The organism is Streptomyces zhaozhouensis (genome assembly GCF_900230195.1).
Lineage (GTDB): Bacteria > Actinomycetota > Actinomycetes > Streptomycetales > Streptomycetaceae > Streptomyces > Streptomyces zhaozhouensis.
In genome coordinates, this window is sequence record NZ_OCNE01000005.1 from 240,883 (window position 1) to 266,545 (window position 25,663).

Here is a 25,663-nt window from a genome sequence, read left to right on the forward strand (position 1 = left end):
GTGCCGCTCGCCCGGGGGAGCGTTCCGGGGCTACCCGTCGAGCCCGAAGAAGCGGATGGTCTCGGCGGCCATCCCGGACGCCGGCAGGTCGTGGCCGACGCCGGCGAGGCTGACCGCCTCCACCGGCGCGCGTTCACCCGCGTCGCCGTAGCGGGTCCTGGTCCAGTTCGGCTGCGGGCTGTCGGTGAGGGCCGGCGTCTGGCCCACGCCCAGCACGTCGGTCCACTGCTTGACCTCCTCGGCGAGGTTGTTGTGGTGCAGTATCGCGTCCTCCGTGCCGTGCCATAGCTGCATCCGGGGGCGTTCCCCGGCGTACCCCGGGTGGGCGGCGCGCGCGAGGTCGCCCCACTCCCCCGGGCTGCGGCTGATCTGTCCGTTGGCGCACTGGCTGTTCCACTCCGAGCCGTCGGTGGTCGCGAAGCAGCCGAACGGCACCCCCATGTAGGCCGCGCCGGCCCGGAACACGTCCGGGTAGTTGCCGAGCAGCACGTTGGTCATCATCGCCCCGGACGAGGCACCGGCGACGAACACCCGTTGGGGATCCGCCCCGTGATGCGACGTCACATACTCGACCATGGACCGGATGCCGACCGGGTCGCTGCCGCCTCCCCTGGTCAGTGCCTGCGGCGAGGAGACGTCGAAGCACTGACCGGAGCGGGTCGCGGACGGGTAGACGACGAGGAAGCCGTGCCGGTCGGCGAGCGAGGCGAACTCGGTGCCGGCGTGGAAGGCGGGCCCCGAGCCCGTGCAGTAGTGCACGGCCACCAACACCGCCGGGTTCGCCGGGGCGTTGTCCGGGACGTAGAGATGCATCCGCAGCCCGCTCGGGTTCTCCCCGAAGTCCGCGATCTCGGTCAGCTCGGCCGCCCGCGCCGGTGGCGCCGCGACCAACAACGTGGCCAGCAGAGGGAGTACGGCCGTCAGCAGCGCCCGCACGACGGCGCGCCGCCGACGGGTTCCGGTGGGGGGTGACGCGACTCTGGTGAACATGATTCCGCCCTTTCTAGACTGCGGATCGTGAAGGGTCTGTTACAGCGGTTGAGCGCACTCGACGCCGACGCGGCCGCCGCCGTCCGGGTCATCGCCCACTACCAGGCGCTGTTACACGCCGGCCCGGTCGATCCGGCGGTGCTGACACGTGCGACGGCGGGGCTGCTGGGCTGCCCGGCCGGGATGGAGCCGGCCGACGGCGGGCGGCTGCGGTTCGGCCCCGACGGCAGGGCGCTGCCAGGGGCGGCCGGGCGGGCGTCGGGGCAGATGGAGCTGCGCCCCTCCGGGCGGGTCTGGCTCGAACGGGCGGGCGGCGCGGGCCCGTTGGACGCGTTGGCGCTGGAGTGGATGGCCCTCGCCGCACGGGTGTCGGGCCCTTCCGAAACTCTCGCCTCGCCGAGGGCCGCCGATCCGGCCCTGGTGGAACGGGTACTTTCGACGCGGGACGACGCACGTGAACGCGCCCACGCCATGCGGCGGTTGGGGCTGCGACCCGATGTTCCGCTGCGAGCGCTGGCCCTGGCCGCGGGCCCCGGCGACGACCCCGGGGTCGTGGCGGTGACGCTGCTGGCCCGCTGCGGCCTGGCGACACCGGCGCGGGTGGCCACGGTCGGAGCGTTGGCCGCCGCGCTCCTCCAGCCGGGGGCGTCGGACCACGGGGGGTCACCGGCCCCCGCGCTACGCGCGGCCCTGACCGGGCGCGGCGGGGAGGGGGCCGTCCGCTGCGGCGTGGGCGACGCGGTGCCGCCGGAGTCGGCCGCCGAGTCCTGGGCGCGGGCCACCACGGCGCTGCGCTTCGCCGATGCCGGGGGCCCGGACGAACAGGTCGTCGACCACACCACGCTGGGCCCGTTGACGCTGCTGGCCGAGGTCCCGTGGGAACGGCTGCGCGCCGAGCCCGGGGTGCGCGCGCTGACCGCACTGGCCGAACGGGACGGCGGGCGTGGGGCGTTGGCGGCGCTCTCCGCGTACTGCCGCACCGGCTCGCTGCGCCGGGCCGCCGCTTCCCTCCATCTGCACCACAGCTCGGTGGCCGGCCGGCTTGCCGCGGCCGAGGCGGCCCTGGGCTGGCGGCTGCACCAGCCGGACGGGTTACTCAGGGCCCAACTCGCTTTGTGGGCCTGGCGCTTGCACAACCGGGGACCGTTCGCCCCGGGGTGAGGCGCCGTCATGTCGCCAGCCCCGCGCGGAGGGCGGCCAGCGCGTCCGCGTTGATCCGCCGCGCCACGCCCGAGTGGGCGACGGCGGCGCAGCCGTGGAACGTGCCCGGGTAGAGCCGCACCTCGGTCGGGACCCCCGCCGCGCGCAGCGCCTCGGCGAACGCCACCCCCTCGTCGCGCAGCGGGTCGAACTCCATCACGGCGACGAACGTCGGCGGCAGCCCCGCGAGTCGGCGGGCCCGCGCGGGCGCCGCGTACCCGGGCACGTGCGCCCCGCCGCGCACGCCAGGCCCCAGGTACGCCTCCCAACTCAGGTGCGCGTTACGGCGGTTCCACACCGGTGTGTCGGTGAAGACCCGTGCGCTGCCGGTGGCGAGCCGGTCGTCCAACGCCGGGCTGTGCAGGTGGAGATGGCACGGCATCGGCTCGCCGAGATCGCGCAGGAGCAACGCCGCCCCGGCGGCCAGCCCCGCCCCCGCGCTGTCCCCCCACAGCGCGATCCGCCCCGGGTCGACGCCCAGCGCGGCGGCGTGCTCCCCCAGCCAGAGAAACCCGGCGTACACGTCGTCAAGCGGCGCGGGATAGCGGTGCTCGGGCGCCAGCCGGTAGTCGACGGCGACGACCACGGCCGCCAGCTCCCGGGCGAGGCGGAGACTGAACTCGTGGTCCACGTCCGGCGAACCGAGGACGAAGCCCCCGCCGTGCACGCCGTACACGGCCGGCAGCGGACCCCGTCGGCCCTCCGGGGTGTAGACGCGCAGCGGCACCTTCGGATCGCCCGCCGCGCGGCCCGGGGCCAGCACCTCGCGCACCGCGACGCCCCGGGTGTCGACGCCCGCCGTCGCCGCCGCCAGCTCGGCTGCCTGGGCGGCTCGCGCGGCGGCCAGATCCGAGAGGTCCACGTCGGCCAACAGCGCGAGTGCGGCGGCCAGTTCGGGGTCGAGGGGGTAACCCACGCGGCACGCTCCTCCGCTCTCACCGGCGGCGCCGTGCCGCCACCCCGGGAACATCCCACGCCGGCGCGTCACCCCGAAAGCAGACGGGCGTCGGAGAAACCGCGCCCAGGGGCCAGACAAACGTGCGCACCGCAGGTCAGGCAGGGTGCCGGTGGGGTGAGACGAGGCCGGGCCGACCCGGCGACCGAAACGGTCCACCGGAAATTCTCGGATGGCTACCGGAAGCCTTGACGCCCCCGGAGACGGTTCCTACGTTCACCGCAGTCGCACCGGCACCGAGCCCGAGGGGAGGACACACCGCCGTCGAGAGCCGGCCGGGCCGGCCCCGCGTGGGACGGAGCGCGCACCGCGCCCCACAGCCCCCTCCACGCGCTCGGGCCGGCCCGGCCCACCCGGGTGGATCCGATCGCTCCGATCCCTTGTGCGAGGCCCGACGGATGTCTACGATTCCGGACGAACGTCAGTCGAATCGATTCGACTGGGTTCGATCCGCATCGATCGCGACGTCGCGATCCAGCCGTTCGAGAGGGGCGCCGATGGTCACCATCAAGGACGTCGCCCGGCACGCCGGAGTGGCGCCCAGCACCGTCTCCTACGTGCTCAGCGGCTCCCGCAAGATCTCCGACGAGACCCGCGCCGCCGTGCGCGCCGCCATCGACGAGCTGGGTTACCACCCCCGCGCCTCGGCGCGCACGCTGCGGCGCGCGCGGAGCGAGGTGCTGGTGCTGGCGGTGCCCCGTGAGCCGGGGAAGTACCGGGCGGTCGACGGCCGGTTCGCCATCGACATCGGCGACACCGCCCGGGAGCTCGGCTACGACCTGCTGCTGATGACCGACCCCGACGGGGTGCGCGGGCTGACCCGGGTGGCCCGCAGCGGGCTGGCCGACGGCGCGGTGCTGATGGCGGTGCGCGAGCGTGACCCGCGCGTCGCCGCGCTGCGGAAGCACGGCTTCCCCGCGGCGCTGGTCGGGCACGGCGACGAGAGCGAGGGGGACGACCCCCCGTGGGTCGACCTGGACTGGGCGGCCGCGGCCGGCCTCGCGGTGCGGGAGGCGGTGGCGGTCGGCCACCGCAGGATCGCCTACTGGGCCTCGGCCGACCACGAGTTCGCGGCGCGGAACGGCTACGCGCTGCGCGGCCTGGCCGGCGCGGAGGCCGCGGCCCGCGCGTCGGGCGCCGAGCTGGTGGTGCGGCGTTCGACGGTCGACCCGGAGGCGCTGCGCGCGCGGCTGGCCGAGGTGCTCACCGCGCGCCCCCGCCCGACCGCGCTGCTGGTCCAGCACCTGATCCCGCTGCCACTGCTGCTTGAGGAGATCGCCGCGCTGGGGCTGCGGGTGCCGGACGACCTCGCCGTGGTGCTGGTCGGCAGCCTGCCGGACGAGGCGGTGCCCCGGATGCTGCCGCGCATCGAGCTGCCGGTGGGGCGGATGGCCCAGGCCGCCGTGCGGCTGGTGGTGGACGCCGTCGAGGGCGCCGAACGGACGGCCGGCGACCACGAGTTGATCGCGCCCCGGATGGCGGACGGACCACCGGTCGCGGCACCGGACGGGTGAGATGACCCCCACGAACCCCCACGAAGGGGCGCGCCGGGAACGACGCGTCCGAGGAGCGAACGGACCTGCGAACGAGAGACTGATGCCAGCTAGCAACGCATGGACCCGCCGGTCGGCGGCGGCCGTCGGGCTGACGGCGGCCACCCTCGCCGCCGGGCTCACCGGCTGCGCCGCCGAACCCGACCCGGACACGGTGACGGTGCTCAACTCGGCGACCGACACGGCCGAACACGAGGCCAACCAGGACTTCTTCGACCGCTGCGCCGAGCCCCTGGGGCTGCGGGTGGAGCAGATCAGCGTGCCGGCCGACCAGGTGGCGTCCAAGGCGCTGCGGATGGCGTCGTCCGACTCGCTGACCGACATCCTGGAGTTGGACGGCTCCGAGCTGCCGCAGTTCGCCGAGACGGACGGCCTGCGGCCGATCGGGGAAGTAGGCGTGGAGACGGAGGGGCTCTCGGACAGCTCGGTCTCGCTGGGCTCTTTCGAGGACACCCAGTACGGGGTGGCTCGCTCGGTCAACTCCCTGGCGCTGATCTACAACACCGAGCTGCTGGCCGAGGCCGGCCTTGAGCCGCCCACGACCTGGGACGAACTCCGTACTGCTGCTGCGGAGTTGACGCGGGGCGACACCTACGGGATGGCGTTCAGCGCCAGCCCGGACGCGGACGGTGTCTACCAGTTCCTGCCGTTCTTCTGGTCGGCGGGCGGCGACGAGTCGCGACTGGCCGAGGGCGAGGGCGGCGCGTCGGCGCTGGCGCTCTGGAAGGAGCTGGTCGACTCCGGCTCCGCCTCGCGCTCGGTGGTCAACTGGAACCAGCAGGATGTCAACGACCAGTTTGTCTCGGGCCGCGCGGCGATGATGATCAACGGCCCCTGGCAGGTCCCGGTCCTGGACGCACAGGACGACGTGGACTGGGCGGTGGCGTCGATCCCGGTGCCCGAGGCGGGCGTCGACCCGCTGCCGCCGATCGGCGGCACGGTGATGACCGTGCCGAAGAACGACGACCGGGAACGGGAGCGCAACGCGGGCCGGGTGCTCAACTGCCTCAACTCGCGGGAGAACCAGCTGGCCTGGGGCGAGCGGGTGAACAACGTGCCGACCCGGGCCGAGGCCGCGGCCGCCTACCGGGAGCAGAACCCGAAGCTGGCGCCGTTCGCCGACCTGGTGGAGACCGCGCGCTCGCGCACGGCGGTGGTCGGCACTCGGTGGCCGGTGGTCGGCGACGCGCTGGCCGGCGCGTTCCAGTCCGTGTTGACCGGACGCTCCTCCCCCGAGGACGCGCTGCGGAACGCCCAGCGGCAGGCGGGTGAGGACGGATGAGCGCGACGACCGAGCGGACCCGGGCGCGGAGCCCGCGCGTGCGGGCGCTGTACCGCTGGCTGTTCGTGCTGCCGGCCGTGCTCTACATGCTGGCGTTCTTCGGCTATCCGCTGGTTCGGAACGTGCTGATGAGCTTCCAGGAGTTCACTCCGCGCACGTACTTCACCGGTGAGTCCCCGTTCAACGGACTGGACAACTGGCGGGCGGTCTTCGAAGACCCGCTGTTGAAGGACGCGTTCTGGCAGACGATGGTCTTCACCGTCGGCTCGCTGGTCGGCCAGTTCACCCTCGGGATGGCGCTCGCGGTCTTCTTCTCCCGGCGGTTCCGGCTCTCCGGCCTGGTAAGGGCGGTGCTGCTGCTGCCGTGGCTGGTCCCGATGGTGGTCTCGGCGGTGGTCTGGCGACGGATCATGGACGAGGACCACGGGGTGCTCAACAGCTTCCTTGAGACGGTGGGCCTGAGCTCCGACGGGGTGCCGTGGCTGTCCAGTCCGAGCGTCGCGCTGCTCTCGGTGATCCTGGTCAACATCTGGATCGGCATCCCGTTCAACATGGTGATCCTGTACGGCGGTCTCCAGGAGATCCCCGAGGAGCTGTACGAGGCGGCGGCGCTGGACGGCGCGGGACCGTGGCGGACGTTCTGGCGGATCACGCTGCCGATGCTGCGCCCGGTGGTCACCGTGGTACTGGTTCTGGGCTTCATGTCCACCGTGAAGATCCTGGACCTGGTGCTGGCGCTGACCGGCGGCGGGCCGGCCGACTCGACCCAGACCCTGGGCACGCTCACCTACCAGCTCTCCTTCCTGCGCCTGGACTTCGGTCAGGGCGCGGTGGTGGGCAACATCCTGATCGTGATCAGCGCGGTCTTTGCCGTGCTCTATCTGCGCGCCAACCGGGCCGACCAGGGCTCGGGGAGGTGAGGTGACGATGCGACAGCGGACAAGCCGTTCCCCGGTGGCCCGTTGGGGCAGCACGGTGGTGGCACTGCTGGTACTGGCCGTGATGCTCTTCCCCGTGTACTGGATGGTCTCGACGGCCCTCCAGCCGCACTCCTCGATCGCCTCGGCCGACCTGATCCCGACCTCGCCGAGCCTGGACAACTTCCGCACCGCGCTGGACAGCCAGGGTGGTTCGCTGGTCACCAGCCTGGTGGTCGCGCTGGGCGCCGTGGTGGTCTGTCTGGCGCTGGCGGCGCCGGCGGCCTACGGACTGGCGCAGTTCGGGCTGCGCGGCGGGCGGTCGATCGTCTTCGGCACGCTGATCACCCAGATGGTGCCGGGGATCGTGGTGGCCAACGCGCTCTACAGCGCCTACGCGGAGCTTGGACTGGTCAACTCCTATCTGGGGCTGATCCTGGCGGACGCCTCGCTGGGGCTGCCGTTCGCGATCGTGCTGCTGCGGGCGTTCATGGTCTCCATCCCCTCGGAGGTGGTGGAGGCGGCGATGGTGGACGGCGCCAACCGGTTCACCGCGTTCGTGCGGATCGTGCTCCCGATGAGCCGGAACGCGTTGATCACCTCGGGGCTCTTCGCCTTCCTCTTCGCGTGGGCGGACTTCGTCTTCGCGCTGACCCTCAACACGACGGACGACGTCCAGCCGGTCACCCTCGGGCTTTACCAGTTCATCGGGGCCCATGTGAGCGACTGGGGAGCGGTGATGGCCACCGCGGTGCTGTCCGCCATCCCGGCGGCGATCCTGCTGGTCGTCGCGCAGAGGTACATCGCCGCCGGGATCGCCGGCGGCTCCATCAAGTAGACGGGCCCCCCGGGGCCGATCAGCCCACCGGGGCGGGCGCTTGGCCCGCCCCGGTGCGACCACGAGTGGAACCACGATCCTGACGAGGGCCGAGAGCACTATGAGCACGACTGGTTCATCCGATTCCTCCCCCCGCCCCACCGACGACTTCCCCGAGTTCCCCGCCGGCTTCGCCTTCGGGGCCGCCACGGCGAGCTACCAGGTCGAGGGCGCCCACGACGTCGGCGGGCGGGGCCCTTCGATCTGGGACACGTACTGCCGCACCCCCGGCAAGGTCGCCGGCGGGGCGACCGGCGACGTGGCCTGCGACCACTACCACCGCTACCGGGAGGACGTGGCGCTGCTGCGCGACCTGGGCGTGGACGACTACCGGTTCTCGATCGCCTGGCCGCGGGTGCAGCCCACGGGCTCGGGCCCGGCCAACGCGGAGGGGCTGGCGTTCTACGACCGGCTCGTCGACGAGCTGCTGGAGGCGGGGGTGCGCCCGGCGGCCACGCTCTACCACTGGGACCTGCCGCAGGCGCTGGAGGACCTGGGCGGCTGGCGGGTGCGGGAGACCGCGGAGCGGTTCGCCGAGTACACGGCGCTGGTCGCCGACCGGCTGGGCGACCGGGTCACGCGCTGGATCACCCTCAACGAGCCGTTCTGCGCCTCGTTCGTCGGCTACGCGATCGGCCGGCACGCCCCCGGGGCCAAAGAGGGCAGGGGCGCGCTCGCCGCGGCCCACCACCTGCTGGTCGGCCACGGGCTCGCGGTGCGGGCGCTGCGCGCGGCCGGCGAGAGCGAGGTGGGGATCACCCTCAACCCGGACCGGCTGCTGCCGGCCACCGACTCGGCGGCCGACCTGGCGGCGGCGTGCCGGGCCGACACCCTGCACAACGCGGTCTGGTTCGACCCGATCTTCGCCGGGCGCTACCCGGAGCACGAGCGGGAGACCTGGGGTGAGCTGGCCGACGGCTCCTACCGGCGGGAGGGCGATCTGGAACTGATCGGCGCCCCGCTGGACTTCGTCGGCGTCAACTACTACCGACCGATCACCGTGGCCGACGCCCCGCGCCGCGAGGCCGACCCGGCGCTTCGGACGGCGGTGGACATCGGCGTCCAGGAGAGCTGGCGGGAGGACGTCCGGCACACCACCATGGGCTGGCCCGTGGTGCCCGAGGCGTTCACCGAGCTGCTGGTGGAACTCGACCGGCGGTATCCGGACCTGCCGCCGCTGTACATCACCGAGAACGGCTCGGCCGAGGCGGACACCGTCGCGGAGGACGGGCAGGTGCACGACGCCGACCGGGTCGCCTATCTGCGGGACCACCTGGGGGCGTTGGCCGAGGCGGTGCGCGCGGGCGTGGACGTCCGCGGCTACTACGTCTGGTCGCTCCTGGACAACTTCGAGTGGGCGTTCGGCTACGACAAGCGCTTCGGCATCGTGCGGGTGGACTACGACACCCTCGAACGCCTGCCCAAGGACAGCTACCACTGGTACCGGTCCATGATCGGTCACCACCGGCAGCGGCACGACCGGCCCTCGACGGCCGACCGACGACAGGACTAGGGAGAACCGAGCACCGTGAAGTTCACCGACGGCTACTGGCTGATGAGAGAAGGGGTGGCGGCCTCCTTTGCCACCTGGGTCGCCGACGCCCGGGTGGAGAAGGACCGGCTCACCCTGTGGGGCGCCACCGACCGGCGGAGGGGACGCGGCGCGACGCTGAACAGTCCCCTGATGACGGTGGAGTGCTTCTCCCCCGCCGAGGGGGTGATCGGCGTGCGTTCCACCCACCACGGCGGGCTGCGCGACCGGGGACCGCACTTCGGTCTGAACCCCGAGGAGGGCCACGCGGCGAAGACCCGCGCCGACGGCTCCACGCTGGAGTTGACCAGTGGTCCGCTGTCCCTGCGGGTGGACACCGAGGAGCCGTGGCGGCTCGACTTCCTGGCCGAGGGGCGCGTGCTCACCTCGGCCGGCAAGCGCGGCACCGGCTTCGCCACCTCGGGGGGCGAGCACCACAGCCTGACGCAACTGTCCCTGGGCGTAGGCGAGTTGGTCTACGGTCTGGGCGAACGCTTCACTCCGTTCGTCAAGAACGGCCAGACGGTCGACGTCTGGCAGGCCGACGGCGGCACGGCCAGTGAGCAGGCTTACAAGAACGTTCCCTTCTACCTGACCAACCGCGGCTACGGCGTCTTCGTCAACCACCCGGGGCACGTCTCCTACGAGATCGCCTCGGAGGCCGTCGGCAAGGTCCAGTTCAGCGTCGAGGACCAGTCGGTCGAGTACTACGTGGTCTACGGTCCGACGCCGAAGGAGATCCTGGAGCGCTATACCGCGCTGACCGGACGGCCCGCGCTGCCGCCGGCGTGGTCGTTCGGGCTCTGGTTGTCCACTTCCTTTACCACTGACTACGACGAGCAGACGGTCAGCAGCTTCGTGCGCGGCATGGCCGAGCGCGAGATCCCGTTGAGCGTCTTCCACTTCGACTGCTTCTGGATGCGGGCTTACCAGTGGTGCGACTTCACCTGGGACCCCGCGGTCTTCCCCGATCCCGAGGGGATGCTGACCCGGCTGAAGGAACGCGGGCTGCGGGTCACGGTGTGGATCAACCCCTACATCGGGCAGAAGTCCCCGCTCTTCGAGGAGGGCAAGCGCCTGGGCCACCTGGTCCGCACCCCCGAGGGCGACGTCTGGCAGTGGGACATGTGGCAGGCGGGCATGGCACTGGTGGACTTCACCAGTCCGCCGGCCAGGGAGTGGTACGCGGAGAAGCTGCGGGCGCTGCTGCGGCAGGGCGTGGACGGCTTCAAGACGGACTTCGGCGAGCGGGTGCCGACGGACGTGGTCTGGGCCGACGGCTCCGACCCGGCGCGGATGCACAACTACTACGCGCAGCTCTACAACGAGACCGTCTTCCAGGTGCTGCGGGAGGAGCGCGGCGAGGGCGAGGCCGTGGTCTTCGCCCGCTCGGCGACCACCGGCGGGCAGCAGTTCCCCGTCCACTGGGGCGGTGACTGCGAGTCCACCTTCGAGGCGATGGCCGAGTCGTTGCGCGGCGGCCTCTCGCTCGGCCTCGGCGGCTTCGGCTTCTGGAGCCACGACATCGGCGGTTTCGAGGGCGTCCCGACGCCGGCGGTCTTCAAGCGGTGGGTGCAGTTCGGCCTGCTCTCCTCGCACAGCCGGCTGCACGGCTCGTACTCCTACCGCGTGCCGTGGGAGTACGACGAGGAGGCGGTCGACGTCACCCGGGACTTCACCCGGCTGAAGAACCGGCTGGCGCCCTATCTGCTGCGCGCCGCCGAGCAGGCCGGGGAGCGGGGCACGCCGATGATGCGGGCCATGCTCCTGGAGTTCCCGGAGGACCCGTCCACCCACACGCTGGACCGGCAGTACATGCTGGGCGAGAACCTGCTGGTCGCGCCGGTCTTCAGCGAGGACGGCGAGATCGAGTACTACGTGCCGGAGGGCGACTGGACCCACCTGCTGACCGGCGAACGGGTCTCCGGACCCGGCTGGCGGCGGGAACGGTACGGCTTCGACAGCCTGCCGCTGCTGGCCAGGCCGGGGTCGGTCATCCCGTTCGGGGCGCACGACGACAGCCCGGAGTACGACTGGGCCGACGCCGTGACCCTGCGGGTGCACGCCCCCGAGGACGGTACCGAGGTCGTCACCCGGGTGCCGGCCCCCGGGGACAACCAGGCGGCCGTCTTCCGCACGGTGCGCAGCGGCGACACGCTGACCGTCACGGCGGAGGGCGCGCGTGGCCGCTGGTCGGTCGTGCTGGCCGGGGCCGACGGCTACGGCGAGCCGGTGGCGGTCGCCGAGGGCGCCGACACGGTCACCTTGCCGGTGTAGCGGCTGGCCCTGCCGGCCGGGTCGGAACGACCACCCGCCTGGCCGGTGCGGACCGTGGTCGCCCGCCACCCGCCAGGAACGCACCGCGCGGTTCCCCGCGCCCCCAAGCCGCCCACCGACGGTGAAGGGCCGCGGGGAACCGCGCGAGCGACCCCACACCGGGCCGCGGACCACCACCCACCCAGACCGGCAGGGTCAGTAGTCGTCTGCGGCCCGCCACCCATGCACCGCGCAGTTCCCCGCGCCCCCAAACAGGCCGCCACCTGCCGAACGTGAACCCGCACCCGACCCGACCACGCCCACCACACAGGGGCGCGGGGAACTGCGCGAGCAACCACACACCCGGGCTCACGCCGACAACCCACCGCCACCGCCCCACCACCGTCGTCGCTCCGCCCCCACCCTCCGTGAGGGGCACGTTTGAGCCGGACTCGACCGGGAACCCGCCGTTGTCGAGGTGATAAGACATGCCGGAAACGAGCCGGACGATCGCGAACACGCCCGCTCACCCCACCCACGAGCCCCCCGGTCACCAAGAGTGGCGGCCGGTGCTTGAGGGCCGCGCGGCCGAGCGCGCCCTCGGCTCCGTGCCCGAACGGGCCGTCTTCGGAGAGCAGCTGCCGGAGACCGACTGACCCGTGGGGCGACGCGGAGCGCGGGCCCCACCGCGGTGGGAGGAGACGCGGGATGACCGCACAGACGAAACGTACGGCGCGGGCGCTGCTCGACCGCTGCGGCCAGACCTACGCGGCGCAGGCCGGCATCCGGCTGCGGGACACCCCGGCGCCGCTCTACCAGACGCTGGTCCTCGCCCATCTGCTGTCGGCCAGGATCAAGGCCGACGTGGCGGTGGCGGCGGCCCGCGCGCTCTTCGACGCGGGGATGCGCACGCCGCGCGCCATGGCGGACGCCGACTGGCAGCGGCGGGTCGACGCCCTCGGCGAGGGGCACTACCGCCGCTACGACGAACGGACGGCCACCCAGCTCGGTGACGGGGCCCGGCTGCTGCTCGACCGCTACGGCGGCGACGTGCGGCGGATACGCGCGGACGCGCCGTCCCGGCTGCGGGAGTACCCCGGCATCGGCCCGATGGGCGTGGACATCTTCCTGCGCGAGGTGCAGGCGGTCTGGCCCGAGTTCGCCCCCTACGTCGACGACAGGACCAAGGAGGGCGCCGGCCGGATCGGGCTGCCCCGCTCGCCGAAGGCCCTGTCCGGATTGGTACGGCGCGCCGATGTCGCCCGACTCACCGCCGGGCTTGTCCGGGTATCCCTGGACAAGAGGTTGGCCAGGGACGTGACCGACCTGGCCCGCGCCTGAACCGCGCACGACTGGTCCTGGAGGCGGGAGATGACCGACGCCGAGGCTTTCGAGATGGACGCGCTGTGGGCGGACTTCCACCGCGCGGTGAACATGACCTCGCAGGAGCTGGCCGCCTGGCTGCGGGTGAGCGGCGCGGGCGAGGAGGCCGAGCGACTGCCGGAGCGCGCCGGTCCCGAACGGGGCCGCGGTGTCCTCGCCATCCTGCGGAAACGCCAGATGGACCTCACCGAGTCCGACATCGACCTGATGCGCGAGGTCGTGGACACCGTCAACAACGAACGGGCGGCCGGCCCCCGGGAGGACCGGCCCGAGCCCGACTGGCGTTACCAGCTGATGTCGCTGGGCCACGACCCGCTGCGCGCCGGCTGACCCACGTCGGCCGGTGCCGGACCGGTCCGTTCAACCGCCCTTTCCGGTCATCCGTCCGCCGGCCGCGGCCCCAGCCGGGCCCGGCCGGCCCGCGCGGCGCGCGCCGGCCGGGCGACCGCCCGCCACCACGGGTCGGCGGGCGGCGGCGCGGCCGGCTCCACGGAGCCCCCCGGCCGGGGCGCCGCGACCGGCACGCCCGCCTTCTCGGCGGCGGCGAGCGTCAGCTCCACCGGCTCGTCCCAGGAGTGCGGGCCCAGGTTGAACGTCCCCCAGTGCACCGGCATCAGCAGCCCGGCCTCCCCCTCGCCCGCCAGGTCGAGGTGGGCGCGGACGCCCTGCTCCGGCGTCATGTGGATGTCGGGCCAGAACCGCTCGCTGTACGCGCCTATCTGGATCATCGTCGCGTCGAACGGGCCGTGCTCCCGCCCGGTCTCGGCGAAGCCGGGGAAGTAGCCGGTGTCCCCGCTGTGGTAGATCCGGTGCTCGGGCCCCGCGACCACCCAGGACGCCCAGAGCGTCTGCCAGCGGTCGAGCAGGCCCCGGCCGCAGAAGTGCTGGCCGGGGGCGGCCGTCAGCGTCAGCGCGCCGACGCGGGTCGACTCGTGCCAGTCCAGCTCGGCTATCCGCTCGGCCGGCACGCCCCAGTGCTCCAGGTGCGCGCCGACCCCCAGCGGCACGGCGAAGACCGCGTCCCCGGCGACCAGCGCGCGCACCGTCGCCATGTCGAGGTGGTCGTAGTGGTCGTGCGAGATCACGACCGCGTCCACCTCGCCCAGCTCGGAGGGCAGGATCGGCAGCGGGTGCAGCCGCTTGGGGCCGGCGAAGCCGAACGGGGAGCAGCGTTCGCCGAAGACCGGGTCGAAGAGCACCCGGTGGCCGTCGATCTCGGCGAGCACACTGGCGTGGCCCAGCCAGGTCAGCCGCAGCCCGGAGGCGGGCGGCCCCGCGTCGTCGCCCAGCCACGCCGGCCTGGCCAGCGGCGGCTGGCGCAGCGGCGTGCGCCGGCCGCGGGCGTCGTCCCCGGCCATCGCCCGCAGCACGGCGGGGGCGTCACGGAGGCCGGTCATGCGGATCGGCCGGTCGTTGCGGAAGGCGCCGTCGCGGTACTGCGGCGAGCGGCGGATCCGCGCCAACCGCTCCCCGGTCGGCCGGGCGCCGAACGAGGCGGGGCGGAGCCGCGCCAACGCGCCGCCGAGGGACGCGCGGCGGGCGGGGGGCGTGCGGGGCTGGGACAACGCGACCTCCGGAACGCGGGTACCCGGAACGGGTATGTCCGTCAGCGTAGTTGATCGCTCGGACATTCCCCGGAGGGGTCCGTTCCGCCCGCCGGTCGGACGGTGTTTGCCGTGCGTCCCGGAGGCGGGCGATAGTGGGGGCATGACTGTAACCACCGTGGTCGTGATGGGTGTGTCGGGTGTGGGGAAGACCACGGTGGCGCGGCCGTTGGCCGAGCGCCTGGGGGTGCCGTTCGCGGAGGCCGACGAGTTCCACTCGCCGGAGAACATCGCCAAGATGTCGGCCGGCACCCCGCTCACCGACGAGGACCGCCGGCCCTGGCTCGAGTCGATCGGCGACTGGCTGCGGGAGCGCCGCCGCACCGGCGAGGGCGGCGTGGTGACCTGCTCGGCGTTGAAGCGCTCCTATCGCGACCTGCTGCGCGCCGGGGCCGAGGGCGAGGTCTTCTTCCTGCATCTGTCGGGCTCGCCGGAGCTGGTGGGCGAGCGGATGGCGCGCCGCACCGACCACTTCATGCCGCCGTCGCTGCTGCGCAGCCAGTTGGCGACGCTGGAGCCGCTGGGCCCGGACGAGCACGGGGTGGTGCTGGACGTCTCCCCCGGCGCCGACCGGCTGGTCGAGGAGGCGGCGCGGGCCGTCGGCCGGGAGGGCTGAGCCGCCGGGCGAACGATGACGCCCGCGCGGCGGCCCCGGGTGCAGCGGGGCGCGCCACGCGGGCGGACGGTCGCCTCGCGTCAGTCGCCGCCCCCGAAGGCGGCGTCGAACGAGGCGGTGGGCGGGGGATAGTCGTAGGCGCGCAGCCGCGCGAGCGCCTCGGGCGCGCCGGCCAGCCGGTCCATCCCGGCGTCCTCCCACTCCACGGAGATGGGGCCCTGGTAGTCGATGGCCCGCAGCAGCCGGAAGACGTCCTCCCAGGCCACGTCGCCGTGCCCGGCGGAGACGAAGTCCCAGCCGCGGCGCGGGTCGCCCCACGGCAGGTGCGAGCCGAGGCGGCCGTTGCGGCCGTCGAGCCGGCGGCGGGCCTCCTTGCAGTCGACGTGGTAGATCCGGTCCCGGAAGTCGTAGAGGAAGCCGGCCGGGTCGAGGTCCTGCCAGACGAAGTGGCTGGGGTCGAAGTTCAGGCCGAAGGCCGGCCGGTGGTCGACCGCTTCGAGGGCCTGCTTGGTCGTCCAGTAGTCATAGGCGATCTCGCCCGGGTGCACCTCGTGCGCGAACCGGACGCCCTCGGCGTCGAAGACGTCGAGGATCGGGTTCCAGCGGGTGGCGAAGTCCTCGTAGCCACGCTCGATCATCCCGGGCGGGACCGGCGGGAACATGGCGACCAGGTGCCAGATCGAGGAACCGGTGAAACCGATCACGGTGTTGACGCCGAACTTGGCCGCCGCCCGCGCGGTGTCCTTGATCTCCTCGGCGGCGCGGGTGCGCACGCCCTCGGGGTCCCCGTCGCCGAAGATGCGGGCCGGCAGGATGCCCTCGTGGCGCTCGTCGATGATGAGGTCGCAGACGGCCTGGCCCACCAGGTGGTTGGAGATGGCCCAGCACTCCAGGCCGTACTTCTCCAGCAGCGCCTTGCGGCCGGCCACGTAGTCGGGCTCGCTGAGGGCGCGGTCCACCTCGAAGTGGTCGCCCCAGCAGGCCAGTTCGAGACCGTCGTAGCCGAAGTCACGGGCCAGGCGGCAGACCTCCTCCAGCGGGAGGTCGGCCCACTGGCCGGTGAACAGGGTGAACTTACGGGACATGGGGTGCGTCTCCTTCCGTTGGGCGGCGGCGCTCACTCGGCAGCCGGGACGGGGGTGTGCACGGCGTTCTTCTCCGCGCTCTCCTCGATGGCGGCGAGCACCCGCTGCACCTGGAGGCCGTCGGCGAACGACGGCCTGGGCTGGGTACCGTCGGCGATCGCCTGCACCAGGTCCCTCGCCTGGTGGGCGAAGGTGTGCTCGTAGCCGAGCCCGTGGCCCGGGGGCCACCAGCCCTCAAGGAACGGGTGGTCCGGCTCGGTCACCAGGATCCGCCGGAAACCGCCCTCGCTGGCCGGCTGGTCGTTGTCGTAGAACTCCAGCTCGTTCAGCCGCTCCAGGTCGAACGCCAACGAGCCACGGGAGCCGTTGAGTTCGACGCGCAGCGCGTTCTTGCGGCCGGTGGCGAACCGGCTGACCTCGAAGGAAGCCAGCGCCCCCGAGGTCAGCCGGCCGCTGAAGAGAGCGGCGTCGTCGACCGTGACCTGGCCGAACCCGCTGCCGTCCGGCAGCTCCCGCTCCTTGACGAAGGTCTCGGTGTGCGCCGAGACACCGGTGATCAGCTCGCCGGTGAGGTGCTGCGTCAGGTCGACGACGTGCGCGCCGAGGTCGCCGAGCGCGCCGGAGCCGGCCAGCTCCTTGCGGAGCCGCCAGACCAGCTTCAGCTCGGGGTCGGCGCCCCAGTCCTGGAGGTAGACGGCGCGGACGTGGCGCAGCGCGCCGATCCGCCCGTCGGCCACCAGCTTGCGCGCGAGGGCCAGCGCCGGCACGCGCCGGTAGTTGAAGCCGACCATCGCCAACTGGCCGCGCTCGCGCGCCGCCTCGGCGGCGGCGACCATGGCCTCGGCCTCGGCGACCGTATTGGCCAGCGGCTTCTCGCACAGCACGTGCTTGCCGGCCTCCAGCGCGGCGATGGCGATCTCCGCGTGGCTGTCGCCGGGTGAGCAGATGTCGACGAGTTGGACGTCGTCCCTGGCGATCAGCGCGCGCCAGTCGGTCTCGGTGGCGGCCCAGCCCAACTTGTCGGCCGCCGCGGTGGCCTTCGCCCGGTCACGGCCGCACACCGCGGCCATGACCGGCGAGAGGGGGAGGTCGAAGGCACGCCCGACGGAGCGCCACCCCTGGGAGTGCGCGGCGCCCATGAAGGCGTAGCCGACCATGCCCACACCGAGTGTCGGGCTTGTGGAGGGGTTTGGCATGGAGAGATCCCTGTCAGTTGAAACCGGTCGGCAGGTACTGCTCGACGTTGTCCTTGGTCACGACGGCCGAGTAGAGCTGGATGAAGGACGGGATCTCGAACTCGGCGAGCCCGCCGATCCCCTTCGCCTGGGCGCAGGCCCTCGCCAGGTCGATCGCCGAGGCGGCCATCGTGGGCGGGTAGAGCACCGTGGCCTTGAGCACGGTGTTGTCGGCCTGGATGGCCTCCATCACGTGCTGGGAACCGGCGCCGCCCACCATGAAGAACTCGTCGCGGCCGGCCTGGTCGATGGCGCGCTCGGCGCCCACGCCCTGGTCGTCGTCGTGGTTCCACAGGGCGTCGAACTCGGGAACGGCCTGGAGCAGACCGGACATGACGTCCTGGCCCGACTCGACGGTGAACTCCGCCGCCTGGCGGGCGACCTTCTCGATGTTCGGGTAGTTCGCGAGCGCGTCGTCGAAGCCCTGGGTGCGCTGCACGGTGAGTTCGAGGTTGTCCGGGCCCGAGAGTTCGACGACCCTCGCCCCCTCCACGTCCTTGAGCTGCTCGCCGATGTAGTGGCCGGCGTTCAACCCCATACCGTAGTTGTCGCCGCCGACCCAGCAGCGGTACGCCTGGGGTGTGTCGAAGACGCGGTCGAGGTTGATCACCGGGATGCCGGCGTTCATCGCGGAGAGCGCGACCTGGGTCAGCGAACGGCCGTCGGCCGGGAGGATCACCAGGACGTCGACCTGGCTGTTGATCAGGCTCTCTATCTGGCCGATCTGCTGCGCCGTGTCGTTGGAGCCCTCGGTGATCTCCAGGGTGACGTCGTCGTACTCCTCGGCGCGGCTCCTGGCGTGCTCGTTGATCGCGCTGAGCCAGCCGTGGTCGGCCTGGGGGCCGGCGAAGCCGATGGTGACGTCCGGGCCCGACTCCTCGTTGGAGGCGGCCTGGTTCCGCTCCGAGCCGCCGCTGTCGTCGTCGTTGCTCTCGTTGCTCGTACAGCCGGCGAGGAAGACCCCCGCGCCGGCGGCGGCTCCGCCGAAGAGGAGGCCTCTGCGGCCCAGTCCTGAGGGCATGTTCATGAGGAGGAACCTTCCATGGTCAAAAAACGCGGTCAGTCAGAGTGGTGCGGGTGCCTAGGTGGTGTGACTGGCGGATCGACGCTGGAGCAGCACGGCGGCCACGACGATGGCGCCGGTGGCGATCTGCTGGAAGGCGCTCTCCAGGTTGTTCAGCACGAAGAGGTTGGTGATCAGCGTGAAGACGAGGACACCGAGCACGGAGCCGATGATGGTGCCGCGACCGCCGGTGAGGAGGGTTCCGCCGATGATGGCGGCGGCGATGGAGTTCAGCTCGTAGAGGTTGCCGTTGGTGTTCTGGCCGGAGCCGGAGAGCACGACGAGCATGAACGCGGCGATGCCGCAGCAGAGTCCGGACAGGGCGTAGATCATCAGCCGCTGGCGCTTGACCGCGATGCCGGCGAGCCGGGCCGCCTCGGCGTTGCCGCCGATGGCCACGGTGCGGCGCCCGAAGGTGGTGCGGTTGAGCAGCACCCAGCCGAGGGCGGTGATCACGGCGAAGATGATGACCAGCGGGGGGATGCCGAGGATGTAGGAGTCGCGCCGGCCGAGGTCGAGCACCGAGTCGACGGTGACCATCTGGGTGGAGCCGCCGGTGATCTCCAGGGAGAGGCCGCGCGCCGAGACCATCATGGCGAGGGTGGCGACGAAGGGCACCATCGGTCCGTAGGCGATCAGCACGCCGTTGACCAGGCCGCAGCCGACGCCGACCGCCAGGGCGCAGAAGATCATGCCGCCCATGCCGAACTCCTGGGTGGCGACCGTGGTGCACCACACCGAGGCGAGGGCGACGATGGCGCCGACGGAGAGGTCGATGCCCCCGCCGATCATCACGAAGGTCATGCCGACGGTGACGACACCGATCACGGAAGCCTGGGTGAGCACCAGTTGGAGATTGTTGGTGTCCAGGAACTGATCGCCCGCGGTGATCGCGCCGATCACGCAGAGGATGGCCAGCACGCCGAGCAGCGACAGCGTGTGCAGGTCGAAGAGCTTGCCGAGGACCAGCCTCGGCCCCTGTCCGGGCCCCTTGTCTCCGGTGGCGGCCGCCGGGGGCGGGCCCGGTGGCGCCGGCTTGTCGAGCGAGGCGGTCGCGGACGGTTCTGGGGTGGCGCCAGTGGTCACGCCTGGCTCCCTTCCATGACGAGGTCGAGAACCCGGTGCTCGTCGAGCTCCCGGGCCGGTGCGGTGTGCACCACCTGGCCCTCCCGCAGCACCAGCACCCGGTCGGCGAGCCCGAGGACCTCGGGTATCTCGCTGGAGACCAGCAGGACGGCGACGCCGTCGTCGGCCAGGCGGCGGATCAGGGTGTACAACTCGGCCCGGGCGCCGACGTCCACCCCTCGGGTGGGCTCGTCGAGCAGCAGGACCTTGCAGCGGCGGAGCAGCCAGCGGGCCAGCACGGCCTTCTGCTGGTTGCCGCCGGAGAGGGTGCGGATCGCCGCGTCCGGGTTGTCCGGCCGCAGCGACAGCTCCTTGATGTTGCTGTGCGCGGCATCGCGTTCGCCGGAGCGGTCCAGCCAGCCGCCCCGGGAGAAGCGGGGCAGCGAGGAGATCGAGACGTTGCGGGTCACGGACTCCAACATGAACAGCGCCTGCGCCTTGCGCTCCTCGGGGGCGAGCCCGAGGCCGGCGCGGACCGCGGAGATGACGCTGCCGGGGCGCAGCCGCTTGCCCTCGACGCGGACCGTTCCGCCGGTGGGGGTCCTGGCGCCGTAGAGGGTCTCCAGGATCTCGGAGCGGCCGGAGCCGACGAGGCCGGCCAGGCCGACGATCTCGCCGGGCCGGATCTCCAGGTCCAGCGGGTCGAACTCCCCGGCGCGGGTGAGCGCTTCGGCGACGAGCACCGGCTCGTCCGCCGCGGAGTCGAACGGTGCGGCGCGCCGCGGGAAGGAGTACTCGACGTCGCGGCCGGTCATCAGGGCGACGATGTCCTTGGTCGCGGTCTCCTTGGCCGGCAGGCCCCGGGCGACGGCGCGGCCGTCCTTGAGCACGGTGACCCGGTCGCCGATGCGGCGGATCTCCTCCAGCCGGTGCGAGATGTAGACGACGGCCACGTTGTCGGCGGTCAGGTTCTCCACGATGCGGAAGAGGTTGCCGACCTCGTCGGGGTCGAGCACGGCCGACGGCTCGTCCATCACGATGAGCCTGGTGTCGTGGGACAGTGCCCTGGCCATGCTGACGATCTGCTGGCCTGCGGAGGAGAGGTCGCCGACGATGGTGTCGGGGTGGATCTCCGGGTGGCCGAGCCTGGCCAGCAGTTCTGAGGTGCGGGTCCTGGCCTCGCCGCGGCGCACGAAGCCGGCGGTCGCCCTCTCGTGGCCCAGGTGCACGTTCTCGGCGACCGAGAGGTGGAGCACCAGGTCGAGTTCCTGGTAGATGGTCGAGATGCCCAGGCGCATCGCCGAGACCGGGTTGGAGAGGGCGACCCGCTCGCCCTGCCAGGTGATCTCGCCGGTGTCCGGCTGGTGGGCGCCGGCGACGACCTTGATCAGGGTGGACTTGCCCGCGCCGTTCTGGCCCAGCAGGCAGTGCACCTCGCCCGGCAGCACCTCCAGGTCCACACCGTCCAGGGCGCGGACCCCGGGGAAGGACTTGGTGATGCCGGAGAGGGTGAGTATCGGTGGTGGCGCGCTTGCCATGCTGGTCTCCTGGGCAACGGTGCCGGTGCGCGGACATGCGGGGGTAGGGCTGCGGCGGTGCCGGTGGTGCGCCGGCCGTCACGGGCCGGCCGGGCCCGCGGTGCGGCCCGGGGGTGGGTCGGTACGGCTCAGGTCGGGGTGTAGCTGAACAGGTGGTCGCTGATCAGGCGGGCGGCGCCGGTCACCCCGGCGACGGGCCCGAGTTCGCCGAGGACGATGGGCAGGTTCCCGGTGGCCAGCGGCAGGGACTGCCGGTAGACCTGGGTGCGGATGCTGGCGAGCAGGGTGTGGCCGAGGCCGGTCACCCCGCCGCCGATCACCACGAGCGCGGGGTTGAAGAAGCTGACCAGGGCCGCGATCACCTGTCCGGTGCGCGCGCCGCCCTGGCGGATGAGATCGAGCGAGGCGACGTCGCCCGCGGCGGCGGCCCCGGCCACGTCGGACGCGGTCAGCGCGCCGGCCGCCTCCAGCCGCGAGGCCAGCTCGACGGAACGGCCGTCCCTGGCCGCCTGTTCGGCGTCCCTGGCGAGCGCGGCGCCGCCGAAGTACGCCTCCAGGCAGCCCCGGTTGCCGCAGGGGCACTGCCGCCCGTCGGCCTCGACCTGGATGTGTCCGATGTCGCCCGCGCTGCCGGTGGCACCGCGGTGCACCTTGCCGTCGGCCACGACGCCGCAGCCGATGCCGGTGCCGATCTTGACGCAGATGAAGTCCTGGACGGAGTGGGCGACTCCGGCGTGCCGCTCGCCCAGCGCCATCAGGTTCACGTCGTTGTCGACCATGATCGGGCAGCCGAGCTCCTGGCTGAGCACCTCGCGGACGGGGAACCCGTCCCAGCCGGGCATGATCGGGGGCGCGACCGGCACGCCGTCGGGGAAGCGCACCGGGCCGGGAACGCCGATCCCGGCACCGTCGAAGTGCTCGGCCAGGCCCGCGTTCCGCAGCTTCTCCGCCATGGACAGGACCTGCTCGAAGACCGCGACGGGCCCCTCGCGGACGTCCATCCGCTCGGTGAGGTGGCCGAGGATCTCCAACTCGGGCCCGGTGACGGCCACATCGAGGGACGTGGCGCCGATGTCCACGCCCAGGAACCGCAGTTCCGGCGCGAGCCGCACGTTGTGCGAGCGGCGTCCGCCCCGGGAGGCGGCGAAACCGTCGCCGACCACGAGTCCCGTCTGGAGCAGTCGGTCGATCTCCACGGCCAGCTTGGAACGCGACAGCTCGATCTGGTCGCCGAGCTGCGCCCTGGAACTGGGGCCCGCGTCCCGCAGCAGCCGAAGCAGCCGCGCCTGGTGCGCGTTCGCGGGCCGAGCCGTCATGCGCCTCACGCTGCCCCTCCCGCCACCGTCGGCATCGATCCCCGACACGAGGTCCGTACCGGGCTTGCCGAGGGAATGTAGCAGCGTGAAGGCGGGCAGGGAAGAAGTTCTGCATGAATCGCTGAAACTTCTTCCTCGTTGAGGACAAAGCCTCGCGAGCCACCCCTCTGACCTGCGAAGTCCCCCGCCCCCCGCACGTCGCCCCGCAGCCGCCCCTCGCCGCGTTCCGTTTTCCCCTCCCCCGCGCCCTCCCGGGTCGGCGCCCGGACGGGCGCCACCGGGACGAACGGGCACTCAGCCGGGCGTGAGCGGCCCTTCGCGCGCCCGAACCACCCGAACGGTGGCGGGCGCGTCGACGCGTTGAGGAGCGCGGGGGCGCGCGACGGGGCTTCCGCTTGACGCGGACCCGGTCGTGAACGCCCGGTGTGCCCGGCGTGCGGCCCTGGTGTGCTCCGGTCACCCGGGGGCATCCGAGAGGGGGAGCGCCGTAAACTCACGGAGGGGGAACCGAGGACCAACGGGGGAGACGGAGCCGGGTTCCCTCGCGCCGCGCCAGTCCGCGACCACCTCCTGCATTCGGGAACACTGCCTATGCCTCGTACCGGAACGTCCCAGCTGCTCCGCGGAATGCGGCGGCCCCAGAGACCCGAGCAGAGCCGGCGCCCGCCGCTGGTCCGGGAGCTGCTGCTCGTCGGCGCCCTCTACTTCGCGTACAAGCTGGGCAGACGCGTGGCCAACGGGCAGTTCGACGACGCCTACGCGAACGCCGAACGCGTCTGGGACCTGGAGCGCGCGCTCTTCCTGCCCAGCGAGGCATGGGTGCAGGACATGGTGCTGCACAGCGAAGCGCTGATCCGCTTCATCAACGTCTACTACGCGACCGTGCACTTTCCGGCGACGGTGGCGTTCCTGATCTGGATGTACTGGCGGCGTCCCGGCTTCTACGTCTGGATCCGCTGGGTGATCACCTGGCTGACGGCCGGCGGCCTGGTGCTGCACCTGCTGGTGCCGCTCGCCCCGCCCCGGCTCTTCGACCGGGTGGACATGATAGACACCGGCATCGTCTACGGCCCCGCGGTCTACGACGAACCGGACCCGGACTCGATGGCCAACCAGTTCGCGGCCATGCCCTCCCTTCACGTGGGCTGGTCGGTGCTGGTCGCGGTCGGGTTGATCGTCGCCACCCGCAGCCGGTGGCGCTGGCTGTGGCTGGCGCATCCGCTGATCACGGTCACCGCCGTGGTGGCCACCGCGCACCACTACTGGATGGACGGCCTGGTGGCCTGCGCCATCCTCGGCGCGGTGGTCTACTTCCTGCGCCCGCCGCGTCGCACGCCGCTCCCGGTGGAGCCCGAGGCGGCCGGCCGCCGGGGGGTGAGCGCCGACGGCAGCCCGACGGCCACCGTCCCGACCACCGAGGTCACCGACGCCCACACGGCACCCGAGGTCGGCGCCGCGCGTCCCGGGCTGGCCAAGGAGAGACAGGAGTTGACCGGTCCGGATACGGAGCTGACCCCCAGGGACGGCTGAACGGACCGGGTGGGACCACCAGGTGGCGGGCGCCTCGGGGCGCCCGCCCCTTCGTTTTCCCCCGGAGGACGCCCGGAGAGCCGGGCCGGAAACGCCCGCTCGCCCCCACCACTTTGATCATTCCATCGTTGTTTATCGCTCAGAATCCGACGGTCAACGCAACGTTCAACGAGGGTCCCGACAAAACTCGACCAGTACCGGACGAGACCGTTCCTCGTACCGGCCCACACGTCACGTTCCGCTTTCACTCCCTTGCCCACGGCATTGTCGCGCCATATCGTGGTGCCCAACTTCCGTGTCCCAGAGGAGAACTGACGCGGATCACGGGTTTTCTCCGGGGAGGGGACGAGGAATGTCCGGACGTGGCCGCCACCGCCGCTATCGGCCGAGCGCGGTCTCCCGCGCCTCACTGACCGTGACGGCGGGCGGAGCAGGGTTGGCCCTTCCGCTGGTGAGCGCCAGCGGCGCCTCCGCGGCCCCCGTCGAGACCTGGGAGCTGGTCGCCGAGTGCGAGAGCAGCGGCGACTGGTCCATCGACACGGGCAACGGCTTCTTCGGCGGCCTCCAGTTCCAGCAGAGCACCTGGGAGGCGTACGGCGGCACGGAGTACGCGCCCCGCGCCGACCAGGCCACCAAGGACCAGCAGATAGCGGTGGCCGAGGCCGTGCTACGCGGGCAGGGCCCGCAGGCGTGGCCGACCTGCTCCGTCGAGGCCGGGCTGACCAGGGACGGCGCCGCGCCCGAGATCGACCCCGACGCCCGGCCGGCCGCCGAGAGCGAGCCGGCCGCGGAGGCGGCCGGCGACGTGCGCCCCGCCGCGGCGAGCGTCGAGGCCCCCGAGCGCTACGAGGTGATCAGCGGCGACACCCTCTCCGGCATCGCCGACCAGCACCGGGTCGCCGGCGGCTGGCGCTCGCTCTACGAGCTGAACCGCTCCACCGTCGGCGGGAACCCGGACCTAATCCTCCCCGGGCAGCGGCTCACCCTCCAGCCGGGCGAGGCCGCCGAGGACGCGGAGCCCGAGGTCCGGTCCGACGAGGTCCAGGGCGACCGCGCCGAGGAGCCGGCGCCCGAACCGGAACCCGAGCCCGAGCCGGAGCCAGAGCCCGAACCAGAGCCGGAGCCGGAGCCGGAACCCGAGCCGGAACCCGAACCCGCGGCCACCTTCCACTCCCCCGTCGACGCGGGCACCGGCACCGCCTACCGCGCCTCCGGCAGCTCCTGGTCCCAGGGCTACCACACCGGAGTCGACTTCCCCGTCTCCACCGGCACCACGGTGAAGTCCGTGACCGAGGGCCAGGTCGTCTCCGCCGGCTGGGCCGGGTCCTTCGGGTACGAGGTGATCGTCCGCCACCCCGACGGCAACTACAGCCAGTACGCCCATCTCTCGGCGATCTCGGTCTCCGACGGCCAGCCGGTCAGCGCCGGGCAGCGGCTGGGCCGCGCCGGCTCGACGGGGAACTCCTCGGGCCCGCACCTGCACTTCGAGATCCGCACCGGCGAGTCGTTCGGCACCGACATCGACCCGGTCGCCTATCTCCGGTCGAACGGGGTCAGCCTCTGAGGGGCCGGCGCGGCGGCGAGGGGTCGGGAGGGGTGGCACATCCGTTCCTCCCGGCAGGTTGGCCGAACTCGCCCCCGCGCGACACGAACTGACCGGCCGTGAC

22 protein-coding genes are annotated in these 25,663 nt (G+C 72.6%); 13 read left to right on the top strand and 9 right to left on the bottom strand.

Annotated elements, in window-relative coordinates; genetic code table 11:
- Window positions 1-30 precede the first annotated feature (30 nt).
- Complete coding sequence (locus tag CRP51_RS10735) at window positions 31-990, bottom strand: extracellular catalytic domain type 1 short-chain-length polyhydroxyalkanoate depolymerase (RefSeq protein ID WP_097230846.1); 960 nt, start codon at window positions 988-990, stop codon at window positions 31-33.
- Between the two features lie 27 nt (window positions 991-1,017).
- On the opposite strand from CRP51_RS10735, the gene CRP51_RS10740 reads away from it, so the two are divergent.
- Window positions 1,018-2,151, top strand: a complete 1,134-nt coding sequence (locus tag CRP51_RS10740; RefSeq protein ID WP_097230847.1) for a PucR family transcriptional regulator — start codon at window positions 1,018-1,020, stop codon at window positions 2,149-2,151.
- 7 nt (window positions 2,152-2,158) lie between these two features.
- On the opposite strand, the gene CRP51_RS10745 is transcribed toward CRP51_RS10740, so the two are convergent.
- Window positions 2,159-3,106, bottom strand: a complete 948-nt coding sequence (locus CRP51_RS10745) for an alpha/beta hydrolase (RefSeq protein ID WP_097230848.1) — start codon at window positions 3,104-3,106, stop codon at window positions 2,159-2,161.
- 536 nt (window positions 3,107-3,642) lie between these two features.
- Here CRP51_RS10745 and CRP51_RS10750 point away from each other — a divergent pair.
- The 9 genes from CRP51_RS10750 (at window position 3,643) to CRP51_RS10785 (ending at window position 13,274) form a co-directional block, all read left to right on the top strand.
- Complete coding sequence (locus tag CRP51_RS10750; RefSeq protein ID WP_097230849.1) at window positions 3,643-4,659, top strand: LacI family DNA-binding transcriptional regulator; 1,017 nt, start codon at window positions 3,643-3,645, stop codon at window positions 4,657-4,659.
- A gap of 82 nt (window positions 4,660-4,741) precedes the next feature.
- Window positions 4,742-5,980 (top strand): sugar ABC transporter substrate-binding protein, encoded by a 1,239-nt coding sequence (locus CRP51_RS10755; protein WP_097230850.1) that lies wholly within the window; start codon window positions 4,742-4,744, stop codon window positions 5,978-5,980.
- A complete protein-coding gene (locus tag CRP51_RS10760) occupies window positions 5,977-6,900 on the top strand; it encodes a carbohydrate ABC transporter permease (protein ID WP_097230851.1) in 924 nt (307 codons plus the stop codon). The genes CRP51_RS10755 and CRP51_RS10760 overlap by 4 nt, the downstream gene beginning before the upstream one ends.
- A 7-nt stretch (window positions 6,901-6,907) precedes the next feature.
- On the top strand, window positions 6,908-7,735 hold the full coding sequence (locus CRP51_RS10765; protein ID WP_097230914.1) for a carbohydrate ABC transporter permease: 828 nt from the start codon (window positions 6,908-6,910) through the stop codon (window positions 7,733-7,735).
- 100 nt (window positions 7,736-7,835) lie between these two features.
- Complete coding sequence (locus CRP51_RS10770) at window positions 7,836-9,287, top strand: GH1 family beta-glucosidase (protein WP_097230852.1); 1,452 nt, start codon at window positions 7,836-7,838, stop codon at window positions 9,285-9,287.
- 15 nt (window positions 9,288-9,302) lie between these two features.
- Window positions 9,303-11,582 carry an alpha-xylosidase gene (gene yicI / locus CRP51_RS10775; RefSeq protein ID WP_097230853.1) on the top strand — a complete coding sequence of 760 codons (2,280 nt, stop codon included), beginning with the start codon at window positions 9,303-9,305 and terminating at the stop codon, window positions 11,580-11,582.
- Window positions 11,583-12,049: 467 nt separating this feature from the next.
- On the top strand, window positions 12,050-12,217 hold the full coding sequence (locus CRP51_RS28795; protein WP_170970508.1) for a hypothetical protein: 168 nt from the start codon (window positions 12,050-12,052) through the stop codon (window positions 12,215-12,217).
- A 52-nt stretch (window positions 12,218-12,269) separates the two neighbouring features.
- A complete protein-coding gene (locus CRP51_RS10780; protein ID WP_097230854.1) occupies window positions 12,270-12,902 on the top strand; it encodes an HhH-GDP family DNA glycosylase in 633 nt (210 codons plus the stop codon).
- A 30-nt stretch (window positions 12,903-12,932) separates the two neighbouring features.
- Complete coding sequence (locus CRP51_RS10785) at window positions 12,933-13,274, top strand: DUF3140 domain-containing protein (RefSeq protein ID WP_097230855.1); 342 nt, start codon at window positions 12,933-12,935, stop codon at window positions 13,272-13,274.
- Window positions 13,275-13,321: 47 nt separating this feature from the next.
- On the opposite strand, the gene CRP51_RS10790 is transcribed toward CRP51_RS10785, so the two are convergent.
- The gene (locus CRP51_RS10790; RefSeq protein WP_439333146.1) at window positions 13,322-14,509 is read right to left on the bottom strand and encodes an MBL fold metallo-hydrolase; all 1,188 of its coding nucleotides are present in this window, start codon (window positions 14,507-14,509) and stop codon (window positions 13,322-13,324) included.
- 142 nt (window positions 14,510-14,651) lie between these two features.
- On the opposite strand from CRP51_RS10790, the gene CRP51_RS10795 reads away from it, so the two are divergent.
- Window positions 14,652-15,164 carry a gluconokinase gene (locus CRP51_RS10795; protein WP_097230857.1) on the top strand — a complete coding sequence of 171 codons (513 nt, stop codon included), beginning with the start codon at window positions 14,652-14,654 and terminating at the stop codon, window positions 15,162-15,164.
- A gap of 80 nt (window positions 15,165-15,244) precedes the next feature.
- Here CRP51_RS10795 and CRP51_RS10800 read toward each other — a convergent pair whose 3' ends face one another.
- The 6 genes from CRP51_RS10800 to CRP51_RS10825 all read right to left on the bottom strand — a co-directional run bounded on the left by CRP51_RS10800 (window position 15,245) and on the right by CRP51_RS10825 (window position 22,466).
- A complete protein-coding gene (locus CRP51_RS10800) occupies window positions 15,245-16,249 on the bottom strand; it encodes a sugar phosphate isomerase/epimerase family protein (RefSeq protein WP_097230858.1) in 1,005 nt (334 codons plus the stop codon).
- Between the two features lie 32 nt (window positions 16,250-16,281).
- Window positions 16,282-17,445 carry a Gfo/Idh/MocA family protein gene (locus tag CRP51_RS10805; protein WP_097230859.1) on the bottom strand — a complete coding sequence of 388 codons (1,164 nt, stop codon included), beginning with the start codon at window positions 17,443-17,445 and terminating at the stop codon, window positions 16,282-16,284.
- 13 nt (window positions 17,446-17,458) lie between these two features.
- Window positions 17,459-18,505, bottom strand: coding sequence for a substrate-binding domain-containing protein (locus CRP51_RS10810; protein ID WP_439333148.1), 1,047 nt, complete (start codon window positions 18,503-18,505; stop codon window positions 17,459-17,461).
- Window positions 18,506-18,565: 60 nt separating this feature from the next.
- Complete coding sequence (locus tag CRP51_RS10815) at window positions 18,566-19,516, bottom strand: ABC transporter permease (protein ID WP_439333149.1); 951 nt, start codon at window positions 19,514-19,516, stop codon at window positions 18,566-18,568.
- Window positions 19,517-19,629: 113 nt separating this feature from the next.
- Window positions 19,630-21,150, bottom strand: coding sequence for a sugar ABC transporter ATP-binding protein (locus CRP51_RS10820; protein ID WP_097230862.1), 1,521 nt, complete (start codon window positions 21,148-21,150; stop codon window positions 19,630-19,632).
- A gap of 128 nt (window positions 21,151-21,278) precedes the next feature.
- On the bottom strand, window positions 21,279-22,466 hold the full coding sequence (locus CRP51_RS10825; RefSeq protein WP_097230863.1) for an ROK family transcriptional regulator: 1,188 nt from the start codon (window positions 22,464-22,466) through the stop codon (window positions 21,279-21,281).
- Between the two features lie 627 nt (window positions 22,467-23,093).
- Between CRP51_RS10825 and CRP51_RS10830 the strand changes: the two genes are divergently transcribed.
- Both CRP51_RS10830 and CRP51_RS10835 read left to right on the top strand, forming a co-directional pair.
- Window positions 23,094-23,996 (top strand): phosphatase PAP2 family protein, encoded by a 903-nt coding sequence (locus tag CRP51_RS10830; RefSeq protein ID WP_097230864.1) that lies wholly within the window; start codon window positions 23,094-23,096, stop codon window positions 23,994-23,996.
- Between the two features lie 352 nt (window positions 23,997-24,348).
- Window positions 24,349-25,560: a transglycosylase family protein gene (locus CRP51_RS10835; RefSeq protein ID WP_097230865.1), complete on the top strand. Its 1,212-nt coding sequence runs from the start codon at window positions 24,349-24,351 to the stop codon at window positions 25,558-25,560.
- The last annotated feature ends 103 nt before the right edge of the window (window positions 25,561-25,663 follow it).